Annotated in this window: 11 protein-coding genes; all 11 read left to right on the plus strand. The window is 68.1% G+C overall.

The features are described from left to right. The first annotated feature begins 115 nt into the window (after positions 1-115). The 11 genes from ON39_RS00570 to fadD32 all read left to right on the plus strand — a co-directional run bounded on the left by ON39_RS00570 (position 116) and on the right by fadD32 (position 15,133). Positions 116-667, plus strand: coding sequence for a phosphatase PAP2 family protein (locus ON39_RS00570; protein ID WP_174412478.1), 552 nt, complete (start codon positions 116-118; stop codon positions 665-667). Positions 668-746: 79 nt separating this feature from the next. After that, positions 747-1,673: a decaprenyl-phosphate phosphoribosyltransferase gene (locus ON39_RS00575; protein WP_040729421.1), complete on the plus strand. Its 927-nt coding sequence runs from the start codon at positions 747-749 to the stop codon at positions 1,671-1,673. A 4-nt stretch (positions 1,674-1,677) separates the two neighbouring features. Next, positions 1,678-3,642, plus strand: coding sequence for an arabinofuranosyltransferase AftB family protein (locus tag ON39_RS00580; protein ID WP_040729423.1), 1,965 nt, complete (start codon positions 1,678-1,680; stop codon positions 3,640-3,642). Positions 3,643-3,874: 232 nt separating this feature from the next. Continuing rightward, complete coding sequence (locus ON39_RS00585) at positions 3,875-4,972, plus strand: alpha/beta hydrolase (protein WP_083894178.1); 1,098 nt, start codon at positions 3,875-3,877, stop codon at positions 4,970-4,972. A gap of 302 nt (positions 4,973-5,274) precedes the next feature. Further along, on the plus strand, positions 5,275-6,336 hold the full coding sequence (locus tag ON39_RS00590; protein ID WP_040729424.1) for an alpha/beta hydrolase: 1,062 nt from the start codon (positions 5,275-5,277) through the stop codon (positions 6,334-6,336). Between the two features lie 608 nt (positions 6,337-6,944). Continuing rightward, positions 6,945-7,952 (plus strand): alpha/beta hydrolase, encoded by a 1,008-nt coding sequence (locus ON39_RS00595; RefSeq protein WP_051186135.1) that lies wholly within the window; start codon positions 6,945-6,947, stop codon positions 7,950-7,952. A 200-nt stretch (positions 7,953-8,152) separates the two neighbouring features. After that, positions 8,153-9,952: an alpha/beta hydrolase-fold protein gene (locus ON39_RS00600; RefSeq protein ID WP_040729425.1), complete on the plus strand. Its 1,800-nt coding sequence runs from the start codon at positions 8,153-8,155 to the stop codon at positions 9,950-9,952. A 277-nt stretch (positions 9,953-10,229) separates the two neighbouring features. After that, the gene (locus tag ON39_RS00605) at positions 10,230-10,766 is read left to right on the plus strand and encodes a DUF732 domain-containing protein (protein ID WP_040729427.1); all 537 of its coding nucleotides are present in this window, start codon (positions 10,230-10,232) and stop codon (positions 10,764-10,766) included. Continuing rightward, a complete protein-coding gene (locus ON39_RS00610; RefSeq protein WP_040729428.1) occupies positions 10,763-11,749 on the plus strand; it encodes a cutinase family protein in 987 nt (328 codons plus the stop codon). Before ON39_RS00605 ends, ON39_RS00610 begins: the two co-directional genes overlap by 4 nt. 259 nt (positions 11,750-12,008) lie before the next feature. After that, entirely contained in the window at positions 12,009-13,028 is a 1,020-nt protein-coding gene (locus ON39_RS00615) for an LLM class F420-dependent oxidoreductase (RefSeq protein WP_040729429.1), read from the plus strand. Between the two features lie 191 nt (positions 13,029-13,219). Beyond that, positions 13,220-15,133 (plus strand): long-chain-fatty-acid--AMP ligase FadD32, encoded by a 1,914-nt coding sequence (gene fadD32 / locus ON39_RS00620; RefSeq protein WP_040729431.1) that lies wholly within the window; start codon positions 13,220-13,222, stop codon positions 15,131-15,133. Positions 15,134-15,311 lie beyond the last annotated feature (178 nt).

The following is a 15,311-nucleotide window of genomic DNA, read 5'->3' on the forward strand; positions in this document are numbered from 1 at the left end:
CGTGGGAGAAGGCGTTCGGCATCGGCGCGGAGACGAAGGGTGACAACGAGTGAGTCTCGCCGACAACACCGCGGTGAACCGGCCGCTGCAGAGCACGAACGGCCACGGCGGACCGGTGTCCGCGGTGCCCTCGACCGCGCCGGTGCCCGCCGAGGTGCGAATCCTCAACGCGGTGCAGGCCAAGATCGGCACCCCCGAGGTGATCAAGGCGGCCCGCGGCATGTCGCACTTCGGCGAGCACGCGCTCGGCTGGGTGGGCGTCGCCGCGGCGGGCTGGCTGGTCGACAAGCCGCGGCGCAGGCAGTGGGCCGGCGTCGCGGTCGGCGCGGTCGGCGCGCACGCCGCCTCCATCGTGATCAAGCGGATCGTCCGGCGGCCCCGCCCCAACGATCCGTCGGTGCAGGTCAACGTGTCGACGCCGAGCAAGCTGAGCTTTCCGTCCTCGCACGCCACCTCGACCACCGCGGCGGCGGTGTTGCTCGGCAGAGTGACCGGGCTACCCTTGCCTGCGGTGCTCGTCCCACCGATGCTGCTTTCCCGGGTCGTCCTCGGGGTGCACTATCCCTCCGATGTGCTCGCTGGTTCGGCGCTCGGTGCCGCGTCCGCCGCCGTTGTGCTTGCCACGGAAAAGAGACTCGATGACCGCCACAGAAAGAGCCTTGGTTGACCATGAGGGAGCGCAGCGAGCGAATCACGATCCAGCGTGCGTCGCACACGACGGCGCCGAGCGCCCGCGAGGTGAGGTCATGAGCGAAGAGCCGACCGGTGCCGACCTAGCCGAGGCGGTGGTCAAGGGTCCGCCGAAGACGTTGGCGGGCGGGCTGATCAAGGCCGTCCGGCCGCGGCAGTGGGTCAAGAACGTCCTGGTGCTCGCCGCCCCGCTGGCCGCGGGCACGGTCAACGAACTCGACGTGCTCACCCACGTGGGGATCGCCTTCGTGGTGTTCTGCATGGCGGCCTCGGGCATCTACCTGGTCAACGACGCGCTCGACGTGGAGGCCGACCGGGCGCACCCGACCAAGCGGTTCCGGCCGATCGCCGCGGGCGTCGTCCCGGTGAACCTGGCCTATCTGCTGTCGGTGGTACTGCTCGTCGCGTCGATCGCCGGCTCGTTCCTCGCGTCCTGGAGCCTGGCCGTGGTGATGGCCGTCTACATCGGCATCCAGCTGGCCTACTGCTTCGGCCTCAAGCACCAGGCGGTGCTCGACATCTGCATCGTGTCCTCCGGCTTCCTGCTGCGCGCGGTCGCGGGCGGCGCGGCCGCGGATATCGCTCCCTCGCAATGGTTCCTGCTGATCATGGCGTTCGGCTCGCTGTTCATGGCCGCGGGCAAGCGCTACGCCGAACTGCAGATCGCGGTGAGCACCGGCGCCAAGATCCGCAAGTCGCTCGAGTACTACACGCCGACCTATCTGCGCTTTATCTGGACCCTCGCGGCGACCGCCGTCGTGGTGTTCTACGGTCTGTGGGCGTTCCAACAGGACAGCCTGAAGGACACCAATTGGTACGCAATCTCGATGATTCCGTTTACCATCGCAATCCTGCGTTACGCGGTCGACGTCGATGGCGGCGAGGCCGGTGAACCCGAAGAGATCGCACTGGGGGACCGTGTCCTTCAGTTCCTCGCAATCGCCTGGATCGGAGCGGTAGGTGTCGCTGTCTATCTCACCTGACGAGATGTTGGTAGCGGAAGTGGAGCAGATGGATTACGCGAACGAGGGGCCGGCCACGCAGCCGGCCCGCTCGGCGTCGCGGCTCGCCCTGCTATCCCGCGCCACCTTCGTCGGTGGGATCGCGCTCACCGTAATCATTTTCGCCGTCGGCGGCTGGCAGCGTCGCTGGATCGCCGACGACGGCCTCATCGTGCTGCGCACCGTGCGCAACCTGCTGGCGGGCAACGGGCCCGTCTTCAACGCGGGCGAGCGCGTCGAGACCAACACCAGCACGGCCTGGACCTACATCGTCTGGTTCTTCAGCTGGCTGACCCAGGCGCGGCTCGAGTACGTGGTGCTCGGCGTCGCGTTCACGCTCTCGCTCGCCGCGGTCGTGTTCGCCATGCTCGGCGCGGGCCGGCTGTGGGGCGGGGCGAAGTCGACGCTGCTGCTGCCCGCCGGGGTGCTGGTCTACATCGCCGTCCCGCCCGCCCGCGACTACGTCACCTCGGGCCTGGAGAGCAGCCTGGTCATCTGCTGGCTGGGTCTGCTGTGGTGGCAGCTGATCCGCTGGAGCCAGGCGGAGCGCGTGCGGCTGCCCGGCCTGTTCGTCCTGGTGTTCCTCGCGGGGCTCGCCCCGCTCATCCGCCCGGAGATGACCCTGGTCGGCGGGCTCGCGCTGCTGATGATCGTCCTCGCGCCGATGCCGGAGTCCCGGTTTCGCCCGATCATGTTGCGCTGTCTCATCATCGCCGCCGCCGGGCTGGTGCCGATGGGTTACCAGATCTGGCGCATGGGCTACTACGGCCTGCCCTACCCGAACACCGCGGTCGCCAAGGACGCGGGCGGGGCGAAGTGGAAGCAGGGCTTCGTCTACCTCTGGGATCTGGTCGGCCCGTACTACCTGTGGGTGCCGCTGCTGGTGCTGCTCGTCGCGGGCATCGTCGCCGCGCGCGGCCGGGCCGCGGCGCTCGCGGACCCGGCCGGGCGCCACGCCGCGCCAGAAGAGCGGCCGCGCTGGAACATTCGGCGCATCCGGCATCGGCTGCGCTCGCCGGGCGCGGTGGTCACGCTCGTGCTGCTGAGCGGTTTCGTCCTCACCGTCTACGCGTTGCGCGTCGGCGGCGACTTCATGCACGGCCGGATGCTGCTGGCCCAGCTGTTCCTGTTGCTGCTCCCGGTCGCCGTGGTGCCGATCCGGTTGCCTGCGGGCGGATTACGGACCGGGACGGCCGCCGACTGGTCGTTCGCGGTCGTGCTGTTCGCCCTGCTCGGCACGGTGGGCTGGGCGCTGTTCGCCGCCAACACGACCGCGATCAAGTCCGGCACCAAGATCACCTCGACCGGCATCGTGGACGAGCGGGTGTACTACGTCCTCAACACCGGCCACGATCACCCGATCCTGGCCGAGGACTACCTGGACTACCCGCGCATCCGGCCGATGGTCGACAACATCACCGAGACCCCGAACGGCGGCCTGCTGCTGAACTCGCCGTCGTTCATGTTCTGGTACGTCGCCCCGCCGCCGCAGCCGATCCCCGACGGCGGCGCCGGGCACACGGTTTACTTCCTCAATCTCGGCATGACCAGCATGAACGTCCCGCTGAACGTGCGCGTCATCGATCAGATGGGCCTGGCCTACCCGCTCGCCGCGCACACCGAGCGACTCACCGACGGCCGGATCGGCCACGACAAGGCCCTCTACCCCGACTGGGTCGTCGTGGACACCGGCATGGTGGACAAGAAGCCGTGGATGCCCTGGTATCTCGACGAGAAGTGGGTGACCCAGGCCCGCACCGCGATGTCGTGCCCGGCTACCGAGGCGCTGATGATCTCCTACCGCGACCCGCTCACCTTCGAGCGTTTCCGGCACAACCTGCGTCACGCGCTGAGTTTCGCCAAGTACCGGATCGACCGGGTGCCGAAGTACGAGATCGAGCGCTGCGGATTGGCCGACCCGTTCCCCAAGCCGGCGGCGGCGCCGCGCTGAGTTCGCTTCTCGTGCTCACTTCACAAGATCAATAATCCGGCCGGGCCTCTTTTCACAGGGGGCCCGGTCGGCGCTTTGGGCAGGTTCCACAAATTACCCGTACACCGCTCTGTCTCGGTTCGATAACGCCCTTGTCACGATGACGCGCTAGGCTGCGAAAGTACGCCCGTCGTGCCGTCCACTGGTGGTGGCCCTCGGCGGGTCATCGTTGGACGACGGCCGATGCCGTCGAATGAACGAGAGGTCGAAACTGATGCGAGGCGTGTTCGGGCGTCTGAATACTCGAAGAGCCGGATCGTGGTTGAAGCGTTCGGCGCTGGTGTCGATGGCGATTCTGCTGCCGCTCGGGGTGTCGGTGGCAGGTCCGGCCGGACCGGCTGCCGCGGCGTTCAATCCGGACGGCTTCGATTTCTGGGTCGACTCGGAGATGGGTCCGATCAAGAACCGGGTCTTCCGCGCCGCCGACGGCAACACCTCCCGCGTGGTCTACGCGCTGGACGGCATGCGGGCGCGGCCGGATCTGAGCGGCTGGGAAGTCGACACCGAGGTCGTGCGCGAGCTGACCAAGTGGAATATGAACGTCGTCATGCCGGTCGGCGGTCCGTCGAGCTTCTACGCCGACTGGAACGGGCCGAGCAACTTCTTCGGCCTCGGCAGCGCGGGTTCCTCCTCCACCGGCTCCGCGAACTCCGGCTCCGGCAACTCCGGCTCCGGTCTGCTCTCGGGCTCGGCGGGCATGGGCAAGTCGAACACCTACAAGTGGGAGACCTTCCTGACCCGCGACCTGCGCAACGCGCTGCGGGACCGGCTCGGCTTCAGCCCCAGCGGCAACGCCGTGTTCGGCCTGTCCATGGGCGGCAGCGCGGCGCTCACCCTGGCCGCGTACCACCCGGACCAGTTCCGTTACGCCGGCTCCTACTCCGGCTACCTGAACATCTCCGCGCCCGGCATGCGCGAGGCGCTGCGCGTGGCCATGCTCGACGCGGGCGGGTTCAATATCGACGCGATGGCGCCGCCGTGGGGCCCGCAGTGGCTGCGGATGGATCCGTTCGTGTTCGCGCCGCGGCTGAAGGCCAACAACACGCGGCTGTGGGTCTCGGCGGGCAGCGGTCTGCCGAGCGCCGCCGACGGGCTGAGCTTCAACACCGTCAACGCGATGGGGCTCGAGGCGCTCGCGCTGGCCAACACTCGCGCGTTCCAGGTCCGGATGGCGACCCTCGGCGCCAATAACGCCACCTACGATTTCCCGGCCGTCGGTGTGCACAACTGGACCTACTGGGCCGACGAGGTCTACCGAATGATCCCCGACATGTCCGCCAATATCGGATGATGTCGGCTCCGTTCGTATGAAATGGCCGCCCGGTGCACAATGCACCGGGCGGTCTTTTTCGTCGGGCAGGCGTCCAAACGCCGTTCGGTAACGAATGTAGATGGGTAGCGGTGGGCGAGTTGTGGGATGAGTCACTTTCCAGCAACATATAAGCTTCCGTTGCCGATTGATACACGAAGAACATGCACGGAGGTCGATTCGTCCGGATTCCGGTGGACGGCGGCACTCAGTGTCCGCACAGGGGGCCGGTAGAGATCGCCAGCTATTTGCCCTCCGGCCACCCGAACGAAAGGTCGAGTTTGATGCGTACTGCCCGCTGGAAAGGGAAGCCCGGCTCGTCCGGAGCGACTGGTTCGTGGGTGAAGCGATCCGCGCTCGGGGTCGCCGTGGCCCTCTTGCTGCCCTTCGGCATCGCGGCCGCGGGCAGCGGCGCCACCGCCTCCGCGGGAATGGACCCCGGTGCGTTCGACTTCTGGGTCGACTCCGGCATGGGACCGATCAAGTCGCGCATCCTGCGCGCCCGCGACGGCAACACCAACCGGGTCGCCTACGTGCTCGACGGCATGCGCGCGCCGGAGACCCTGAACGGCTGGGAGATCGAGACCAACGTTCCCGCGGCCCTGGCCGACGCGAACATCAACGTCGTCATGCCCGTCGGCGGCATGTCGAGCTTCTACGCCGACTGGAACGCGCCCAGCGAACTCGCGGGCATCCCGGCGGGCACCGGCTCGTCCTCCGGCTCCGGCGCGCTGAACATCCTGGCCGCCGGGCCCGGCAAGAGCTACCGGTACCAGTGGGAGACCTTCCTGACCCGCGACCTGCGCAACGCGCTGAGCGAGCGGCTCGGCTTCAACACCACCCGCAACGGCGTGTTCGGCCTGTCCATGGGCGGCAGCGCGGCGCTCACCCTGGCCGCCTACCATCCGGACCAGTTCAGCTTCGCCGGCTCGTACTCCGGCTACCTGAACATCTCCGCGCCGGGCATGCGTGAGGCCATCCGCATCGCCATGCTGGACGCGGGCGGCTACAACGTCGACTCGATGGCGCCGCCGTGGGGCCCGCAGTGGCTGCGCATGGACCCGTTCGTGTTCGCGCCCAACCTGGTTCGCAACGGCACCCGCCTGTGGATCGCCGCGGCCAGCGGCCTGCCCGCCGCCAGCGACCCGCCCACCTTCAACACCCTCAACGGAATGGGCCTGGAGGCGCTCGCCTTGGCGAACACCCGCGCGTTCAATGTGCGGATGGACTCGCTGGGCGGCGGCAACGCCGTCTACTCCTACCCGGCCTACGGCATTCACGCGTGGAACAACTGGACCGACGAGGCCTACCGGATGATTCCGGACATGTCCGCCAATATCGGCTGACGAATTCGTCGACCGGCCGCCCGGTGCTACCCAGCGCCGGGCGGTCTGTTGTTTCGGCCCGTCGACAAGATCTATTGGCTGGCATATCGCTGGCTAACGAATCTTGGTGTCGGCATTGTTGTAAGACCTCGCCATGGTGGGAAGATCGGCTAACCACTGGTTACGCGACGATCCGTCCGCCTCCGCGCCTCCCTTGCGCGACAACGGAACTCGGCCGCGCACGCCACGCCGGTCCGGGTCCGCGCCGGACGGTCCTGACACTTCCGGCCATCAGGGGAGAATTTGGGGTTCCGGCACGACAATCACCGGGTGAACGCGATAGGGTCACCGCACCATCACAGATTGCGTACGGGCGGATTTCGGCCACGTGGTTGCCTCGGCCTTGCTAAGGCCACCGGTGTCGAATATCGTCCAGCGAGCGCAAGTGTGACCAGATCGTTGTTACGCACTCAGCTGCGCTGGAATGTCGGGGTTCCGGTGCGTGGTGACGTGCGGCTCGTTGGCAGCACTGGTGCGGTTGCGCCCCCCGGGGTCGCGGTCGGCACCACAACAGGCAGAAAAGCAGAAAGAGAGCAGGATTCATGCGTTTCGGCAGGGCGGCCGCGCCGATGAGTACGAAATCGGACCGGCGAGGCGCACCTCGTGGTTGGCGTAATCGAATTCTGGCTGTCGGTGCCGCTGCGCTGGCGCTACCGATCGCCGCGGGCGTGGCGGCCCCGATCGCCACCGCCGCGCCGGTGCACGCACCGGTGTTGCGTGCTCCCGCAGGCGGATTCGAAGACCTGATGGTCCCGTCCAGCATGGGCCCGATCAAGGTCCAGGTGCAGTGGGCGGCGCGCGGCGGCAACGCGGCGCTCTACCTCCTCGACGGACTGCGGGCGCGCGACGACCGCAACGCCTGGTCGTTCGAGACGAACGCGCTGCAGCAGTTCGCGAACGACAACATCACCCTGGTCATGCCGGTCGGCGGCCAGTCCAGCTTCTACACGGACTGGTACCAGCCGAGCAACCTGAACGGCCAGAAGATCACCTACAAGTGGGAGACCTTCCTCAGCAAGGAACTCCCCGCCTTCCTCGAGGGCTACGGCGTCTCCCGCACCAACAACGCGGTGGCCGGCCTCTCGATGGGCGGCAGCGGCGCGCTGGCGCTCGCCGCGTACCACCGCGACCAGTTCAAGTACGCCGCGTCGTACTCGGGCTACCTGAACATCTCCGCGCCGGGCATGCGTGAGGCCATCCGCATCGCCATGCTGGACGCGGGCAAGTACAACGTCGACTCCATGGCCGCGCCGTGGAGCCCGGCCTGGCTGCGGATGGACCCGTTCGTGTTCGCGCCGCAGCTCAAGGGCCTGCCGATGTACATCTCGGCGGCCAGCGGCCTGCCGGGTCAGTTCGACCAGCCGAACTCGGCGGTCGGCGTGTTCAACACCGGCAACGCGATGGCGCTCGAGGCGCTCTCGCTGGTGAACACCCGCGCGTTCCAGGCTCGCCTGGCCTCGCTCGGCATCCCGGCCACCTTCGACTTCCCGGCCCAGGGCACCCACTCCTGGAAGTACTGGGAGGGCGAGCTCTTCAAGTCCCGCAACGGCATCCTGGACGCCCTCGGCGCCTGGTGATCACCGATTGACCACGACTCAGGCCGTGCCCCACGGGGTACGGCCTGAGTCGCGTTTTGGGACAGGCGGTTTTCTTATCGCGCGTGTCCTCCCCGGAACGCGGCGCGGACCGGAGTAGAAAAGCTCTTGTGGCAAGGATTCGGCGCGGCAGATGGGGGAGACGCGAGCGTCGGGGCGTTCGCCCGGCTCGCGGGCGATTAATGCTGCTCGCCACCGCGATGGTGGTGCCCCTGGCCGCAGGTCTCGCACCCGCGTACGCGCAACCGGCCCCCGCGCCCGAGGCGCTCGCCCCGGCGACAGTGCAGAAGGTGATCTGGCTGACCGACCGCCGGGTCGCGCTGTGGATCAACTCGCCGTCCATGGCGACCCCGATCCAGGTGCAGCTGCTGCTGGCCAGAGACTGGAACACCCGGCCCGACGCACGCTTTCCGCTGCTATATCTGCTCGACGGCCTGCGCGCCACCGACGACGAGAGCGGCTGGACCAAGGACGCGGGCGCCATCGACTTCTTCTCCGACAAGAACGTCACCGTCGTCCTGCCGATCGGCGGCCAGTCCAGCTTCTACTCCGACTGGATCCAGCCGAACAACGGCAAGAACTACAAGTGGGAAACCTTCCTGACCAAGGAGCTGCCGCCGCTGCTCGAGGGCGCCTGGCGGGCCACGGATGTCCGTGGGATGGAAGGACTTTCGATGGGCGGCACGGCCGCCATGTTCCTGGCCGCGCGCAATCCGGGCTTCGCCAAGTACGCCGCCTCCTACTCCGGCTTCCTCACCACCACCACGCTCGGCATGCCGCAGGCCATCCAGTTCGCCATGCGCGACGCGGGCGGCTACGACGTCGGCGCCATGTGGGGCCCGCCGACCAGCCCCGAGTGGGCCGCGCACGACCCGTACACGCAGGCGGACAAGCTGAAGGGCGTCAGCCTCTACGTGTCCAGCGGCAGCGGCGCGACCGGCCCGTTCGACCAGGCCTCGGGCATCCCCGGTGTCAGCACCAACTACGCGGGCATGGGGCTCGAGATCCTGTCGCGGCTCACCTCACAGAACTTCGTCAGCAAGCTCGGCAGGCTGGCCATTCCGGCACAGGTGAACTACCGTCCGTCCGGCACCCATACGTGGCCCTACTGGGACTTCGAGATGCGGCAGTCCTGGAATCAGGCCGCCTCCGCGCTCGGCGTCGACCCCGGCAAGGGCCCCTGCACCACCGGCGGCCAGATCGCCACGGTGGCCGCCGCGAACAACTGGCTGGGCGACTGCCTCTCCGCCGAGTACCCCGTGGCCGGCGGCGTGGCCCAGGACTTCCGGTCCGGCCGTGTCTATTTCGCGCCCGGCATCGGCGCGCACCCGGTGGGCGGCATGATCGGCGGCGGATACCAGGCCGCGCAAGGCGCCGCGGGTCCGCTCGGCCTGCCGACCGGCGACGAGCGCGGCCTGCCGGACGGCAAGGGCCGCATGCAAACCTTCCAGAACGGCTCGCTTTACTGGACTCCGCAGACCGGCGCACAGGTCGTGCGCGGCGCGATCCTCGACGAGTGGGGCAGGCAGGGCTACGAGGGCGGCCCCGCCGGTTACCCCGTCGGACCCGAGGTCAAGACACCGGTCCGCGACGGCGCCGTGCAGTCCTTCGAGAACGGCCCGTTCTACTACAGCCCCCAGGCCGGCGTGCACCGCGTCCAAGGCATGATCCTCGGCAAGTACGCCGAACTGGGTTACGAGAACAGTTGGCTGGGCTTCCCCGTCGCCGAGGAGCAGCCCAGCAAGGACATGGGCCGCTACAGCCGCTTCGAAGGCGGCAACGTCTACTGGAGCCCCCTGTCCAGCACCTGGACCGTCCGCAACGGCCCCATCATGGACGCCTGGCAGACCGCCGGCTACGAAAACGGCAAACTCGGCTACCCCATCAGCGACGAGTTCCCCATCCCCGGCGGCGTCCAACAGAACTTCCAAACCGGCTTCGTAGTCATCAAGGACGGCAAACCAGAAGTCCATGCCCTCTAGCTGTTCGGGTCTAGTAGTTTGACCGCCACACGCACTGGCTAACACAAACCGGAACACATCCACTCCACTCACCCCAACGGAGCGAGTCTTACGAGCGACCCGTTCGTGGCCCGTCTCGCGTCCGAGCGGTCGAAGCGCATGCGCCGCAGGCGCGAGTCTCGACCGCTCGGACGCGAGACACCCGGGGGCCACGAACACGCCGCGGCCACGCGGCCAATAACACAGCTATGTTGGGGGGCGACCTCCCCCGTTTGCGAACAGATCGAGGACAGAATTCATGCAGAGGACCCGTGGCAAGGTATTCGGCGTTGTCGTGGCGATCGCCGCGACCGGCCTGCTCGCCGCCTGTGGCGGTAACGACTCGACCGCGTCGAGCACGCCGACGCTGACCCGCACCACGGCGGCGACGCAGCCGCCCGCCTCGTCCACCACCAGCGCCGATACCGGGCAGCAGGCGCCGGCTCCGGCGCCGCAGCCCGAGCAGTCGCCCGCCGAGACGGTGGCGCCCGAGCGTCCGCAGCCGGTGCCCGCTGAGTCCGCGCCGCCCGCGGACACCTCGAAGCTGACCGACAAGGACAAGAAGTACCTCGACGCGCTCAAGCAGCAGGGTGTCACGCCGTCCACCCCGGACATCGCGCTGAGCGTGGCGAACTACGTCTGCCAGGGCACGGCGTCGGGCGCCTCGGAGCAGGATCTGATGACGTTCGTGACCGCGATGGCGGGCTCGGATCCGTCCTTCGACCCGGCCAAGATGCCGGTGGAGAAGGCGGGTCAGGCCTACATCACCGCCGCTAAGCAGAACTACTGCAAGTGAACGCCAGGCGCGGTGCGACGGCTCGCCGGTCCCGGCCGGTGGGCTGTCTCCTGCTGATCGGGATCCCCGTCCTGATCATCATCGTGGCGCTGCTGCTGTGGTACCTGCTCGCGGGTTTCCTGCGGCAGCCCAAGCCGGGTCCGAAGCCGCCGAAGGAGCCGACCTCGCAGTCGGCGAGCTGCCCGGACGTGCAGATGATCTCGGTGCCGGGCACCTGGGAGTCCAACAGCAACGACGACCCGCACAACCCGACCGCGAACCCGGTGTCGTTGATGCTCAACGTCTCCGGGCCCGTCGGGCAGCAGTTCCCCAAGGAACGTCTGGACGTGTACACCGTCCCGTACGTCGCGCAGTTCTCCAATCCGATCGCGATCCCGCCGGACGGCCAGGCGTCGTACAACAACAGCCGGTCCGAGGGCACCCAGCGGATGGTCGACGCGATGCGGGCGCGCTTCGCCGAGTGTCCGCTGACCACCTACGTGATCGCCGGTTTCTCGCAGGGCGCGGTGATCGCCGGCGACGTGGCCTCGGAGATCGGCCAGGGCAAGGGGCCGGTACCCGCGAACAAGGTGCTCGGCGTGACGCTGATCTCGGACGGCAGGCGCACCGGCGACACCGGTCCCGGCCAGCCGGTCCAGGTCGGCGCGGTGCCGCCCGGGGTCGGCGCGGAGGTCGCGCTGAAGGGCCTCAATGTTCCCGGCATCACCATGACCGGCCCGCGGCCCGGCGGCTTCGGCGAACTGGCCGAGCGCACCTTCACCATCTGCGCGCAGGGCGACCTGATCTGTGACGCGCCGCGAGAAGCGTTGAGCCCGTGGAACATCATGGGCAGCGTCGGCGCGCTGGTGCGTGCGGCGGGCAATCCGGTGCACGCGCTGTACAACGGTTTCGTCGTCGACGACAACGGAACCACCTCCACCCAGTGGACCGCCGAGTGGGCGCGCAAGCTGATCGAGTCGGCGCCCCATCCGCCGCATTCGTGAGTGAGCGAACCCAACGCGCGCCGCGTTCGTCGCGTGACCGAGCCGAGCCCGGGCGGCGCGGCGTCGTGAGATGTCACAGGCGATGTTTCGGTCGGCACGCAGTCCACCCAGTACTGGTCCGGCAAGGGCGACTCGGGTTGGCCAGGACGCTGTAAAGTGCCGCAGGTGATCGCGACGCAGGCAACACCGGCACAGTGTTCGCCGGTCAACGTCCTGCACCGTCGCGCCCGAATTTCCTTACAGCCAGGAGCATGAGTTCATGACAGAAGCCGCCGCACCAGCCGGTGAGTTGACCGCGCTGGGTACGCCGTTGCGCAGCTTCCGCTTCGCGGCAGCTGGCGAGGGAAATAAGCAAGAGGGTGGCGCCCGCAAGTTCATCCAGACGGCGCAGCAGGCCGAGGAGTACGGCTTCGACACCTTCGTCGTGCCGGATCACCTCGGCGACCAGATCGGCCCCATCGCTGCGCTCGGCGCGCTGACCCAGGCCACCGAGAAGATCCGTCTCGGAACGTCGGTGCTGGCCAACGGTTTCCGGCACCCGGTGGTGCTGGCCAAGGACCTGGCCACCATCGACGTGCTGTCCAAGGGCAGGCTCGAGGTCGGCCTCGGCGCGGGCTGGAAGCAGGACGAGTTCCTCGCCTCCGGCCTGCCCTACGAGACGCCGGGCGTCCGGCTCGCCAAGCTGGACGAGGCGCTGACCATCCTGGACGTGCTGCTGCGCGGCCAGGAGTGCACCTTCGAGGGCGAGTACTACCAGGTTCGTGGGGTCAAGGGCACGCCGAGGCCGAGGCAGGGTCCGCGCCCGCCGATCTGCACCGGCGGCGGCGGCCCGAAGATGCTGCGGCTGGCCGCCAAGCACGCCGACATCATCTCCGTCGTGCCGGTGACCACCAAGAACGGTAAAGGCCTCTTGTCGGGCATCACCCTGGAGAAGACGATCGAGAAGGTGAACCTGATCCGCGAGGCCGCGGGCGACCGGTTCGCCGACATCGAGCTCAACTGGGCGATCACCGCCATCGTCATCACCGACGATCGCGAGAAGACCGCCGAGATGGCGCTTTCCGCGATCGAGCGTGGTCTGCACCCGGATCTCGAGGTCGACGTGAAACTCTCGGTCGAGGACATCCTCGCCTCGCCCTACGTGGCGATCGGCAGCTTCGAGGAAATCGCCGAGCAGATCCGTCGTGTGCGGCAACTCACCTCGATGTCGTATGTCGGGGTGTTTCCCACCCAGATGGACGCGTTCGCCCCCGTTATTCCCCTGCTGCGAGACGAGTGAGGCTCGCTTCTCTGTAACATGACTCTGGTTTGAGTACATCTAGCCGATAGCGGTCACCGCGCAGACCGCCCAATAACTGCAGGCTGACTCGAGCACTTGGAGCCACCCGCGGGCGAAAGCGAGTCGGGGCCTCACAGGTAACCACGGCGTTGTCGCCGTCTTGCTGCGTGTGCCTCGGAGGAGAAGAAGGAATGGAAGAGACTTTCGACGACTACCTGGACGAGACCGGGAACATCCGCATTCCCGAGGATCACACCCTGGTCGATCACGTCGAGAAGCACACCCGGAACGACGCGAACACCCTGGCGTACCGCTACATCGATTACTCGCGGGAGCGCGATGGCGAGGCTCAGGAGCTGACGTGGCGTGAGTTCGGTATTCGGCTGCGCGCGGTGGCCGCCCGACTGCAGCAGGTGACCACCCCGGGCGACCGGGTCGCGATCCTCGCGCCGCAGGGCCTGGACTACGTGATCTCCTTCTTCGCCGCGATCTACGCGGGCACCATCTCGGTGCCGCTGTTCGACCCGGACGAGCCGGGCCACACCGATCGCCTGCACGCCGTGCTCGCCGACTGTGAGCCCGCCGCCATCCTGACCGCGAGCTCGTCGGCGGCCGGGGTGCGGCAGTTCTTCCGGTCGCTGCCCGCGGCGCAGCGCCCGCGCATCATCGCGGTGGACGCGATCCCGGACAGCGTCGGCGAGGCCTGGGTGCGCCCCGACATCGCCATCGACGACATCGCCTACCTGCAGTACACCTCGGGCTCGACCCGGACCCCGGCCGGCGTGGAGATCACCCACCGCGCCGTCGGCACCAACCTGCTGCAGATGGTCGACGCGATCAACCTGGACTGGAACTCGCGCGGCGTCACCTGGCTGCCGCTGTTCCACGACATGGGCCTGCTGACGGTGATCCTGCCCGCGGTCGGCGGCAAGTACATCACCATCATGTCGCCCAGCGCGTTCGTGCGCAGACCGTACCGCTGGATCAAGGAGCTGGCCGCGCAGTCCGACGGCGCCGGAACCTTCGCCGCCGCACCGAATTTCGCGTTCGAGCACGCCGCGGCCCGCGGCCTGCCGAAGAACGGCGAGTCGCTGGACCTGTCGAACGTGATCGGCCTGATCAACGGCAGCGAGCCGGTCACCACCTCCTCGATGAAGAAGTTCAACGAGGCGTTCGCGCCCTACGGCCTGCCCAAGACCGCGATCAAGCCCTGCTACGGCATGGCCGAGGCGACGTTGTTCGTCTCCGCGACCAAGGCCGAGGACGAGGCGAAGGTCACCTACGTCGACCGCAACGAGCTCAACGCCGGTCGCATGGTCAAGGTCGAGCCGGACGCGGAGAACGCCATCGCGCAGGTCTCCTGCGGTTACGTCGCGCTGTCGCAGTGGGCCGTGATCGTGGATCCGGAGACCGTCGAGGCCGACGGCGGGCACGAGCAGCCCGACGGCCGGGTCGGCGAGATCTGGCTGCACGGCAACAACATGGGCATCGGGTACTGGGGCAGGCCGGACGAGACCACGGCGACCTTCCGCAACAAGGTCTCGCACCGGCTGGCCGAGGGCAGCCACGCCGAGGGCACCGAGCCCGACGCCAACTGGATGCGCACCGGCGACTATGGCGTGTACCTCGACGGCGAGCTATACATCACCGGCCGCGTGAAGGACCTGGTGATCGTCGACGGTCGCAACCACTACCCGCAGGATCTCGAGTTCTCCGCGCAGGAGGCCTCGAAGGCGCTTCGCCCCGGCTTCATCGCCGCGTTCTCGGTGCCCGCGAATCAGCTGCCCGCGCTGGTCTTCGACCAGGGCAGCCACTCGGGCCTGAAGTTCGACGCCGACGACGCCTCCGAGCAGCTGGTGATCGTGGCCGAGCGTGGCCCCGGCGCGGGCAAGGCCGATCCGCTGCCCATCGCCGACGAGGTGCGCGCCGCGGTGGCGTCGCGTCACGGCGTCACCGTTCGAGACGTTCTGCTGGTGCCCGCGGGTTCGATCCCGCGTACCTCCAGCGGCAAGATCGCCCGGCGGGCCTGCAAGGCCGCCTACCTAGAGGGAACACTGCGGGGTGGTTACACCCAGCAGGCGTTCCCCGATGCACCGGAAGAGTAACCGCCGACGGGTGGCCTCGGGCAGCCGACATATCGTCCACTGTCCGTCAGGGTGGCACGCCCGTTACCGGCCTCGCGCATCCGCGCTCGCGAGCGCTCTACGCAGACAGGTAGCTTGAGGAATTGATGGCTGACAACGAGGGCACGTCCACCACGACGACCGAATCCCAGCCCGCAGG

The organism is Nocardia tenerifensis NBRC 101015 (genome assembly GCF_000308715.1).
GTDB lineage: Bacteria > Actinomycetota > Actinomycetes > Mycobacteriales > Mycobacteriaceae > Nocardia > Nocardia tenerifensis.

Coding starts and splice junctions, on each gene's coding strand:
- ON39_RS00585 (WP_083894178.1), top strand. CDS start 3,875: ATGAACGAGAGGTCGAAACTGATGCGAGGCGTGTTCGGGCGTCTGAAT.
- ON39_RS00580 (WP_040729423.1), top strand. CDS start 1,678: ATGTTGGTAGCGGAAGTGGAGCAGATGGATTACGCGAACGAGGGGCCG.
- ON39_RS00615 (WP_040729429.1), top strand. CDS start 12,009: ATGACAGAAGCCGCCGCACCAGCCGGTGAGTTGACCGCGCTGGGTACG.
- ON39_RS00590 (WP_040729424.1), top strand. CDS start 5,275: ATGCGTACTGCCCGCTGGAAAGGGAAGCCCGGCTCGTCCGGAGCGACT.
- ON39_RS00595 (WP_051186135.1), top strand. CDS start 6,945: ATGAGTACGAAATCGGACCGGCGAGGCGCACCTCGTGGTTGGCGTAAT.
- fadD32 (WP_040729431.1), top strand. CDS start 13,220: ATGGAAGAGACTTTCGACGACTACCTGGACGAGACCGGGAACATCCGC.
- ON39_RS00600 (WP_040729425.1), top strand. CDS start 8,153: ATGCTGCTCGCCACCGCGATGGTGGTGCCCCTGGCCGCAGGTCTCGCA.
- ON39_RS00605 (WP_040729427.1), top strand. CDS start 10,230: ATGCAGAGGACCCGTGGCAAGGTATTCGGCGTTGTCGTGGCGATCGCC.
- ON39_RS00575 (WP_040729421.1), top strand. CDS start 747: ATGAGCGAAGAGCCGACCGGTGCCGACCTAGCCGAGGCGGTGGTCAAG.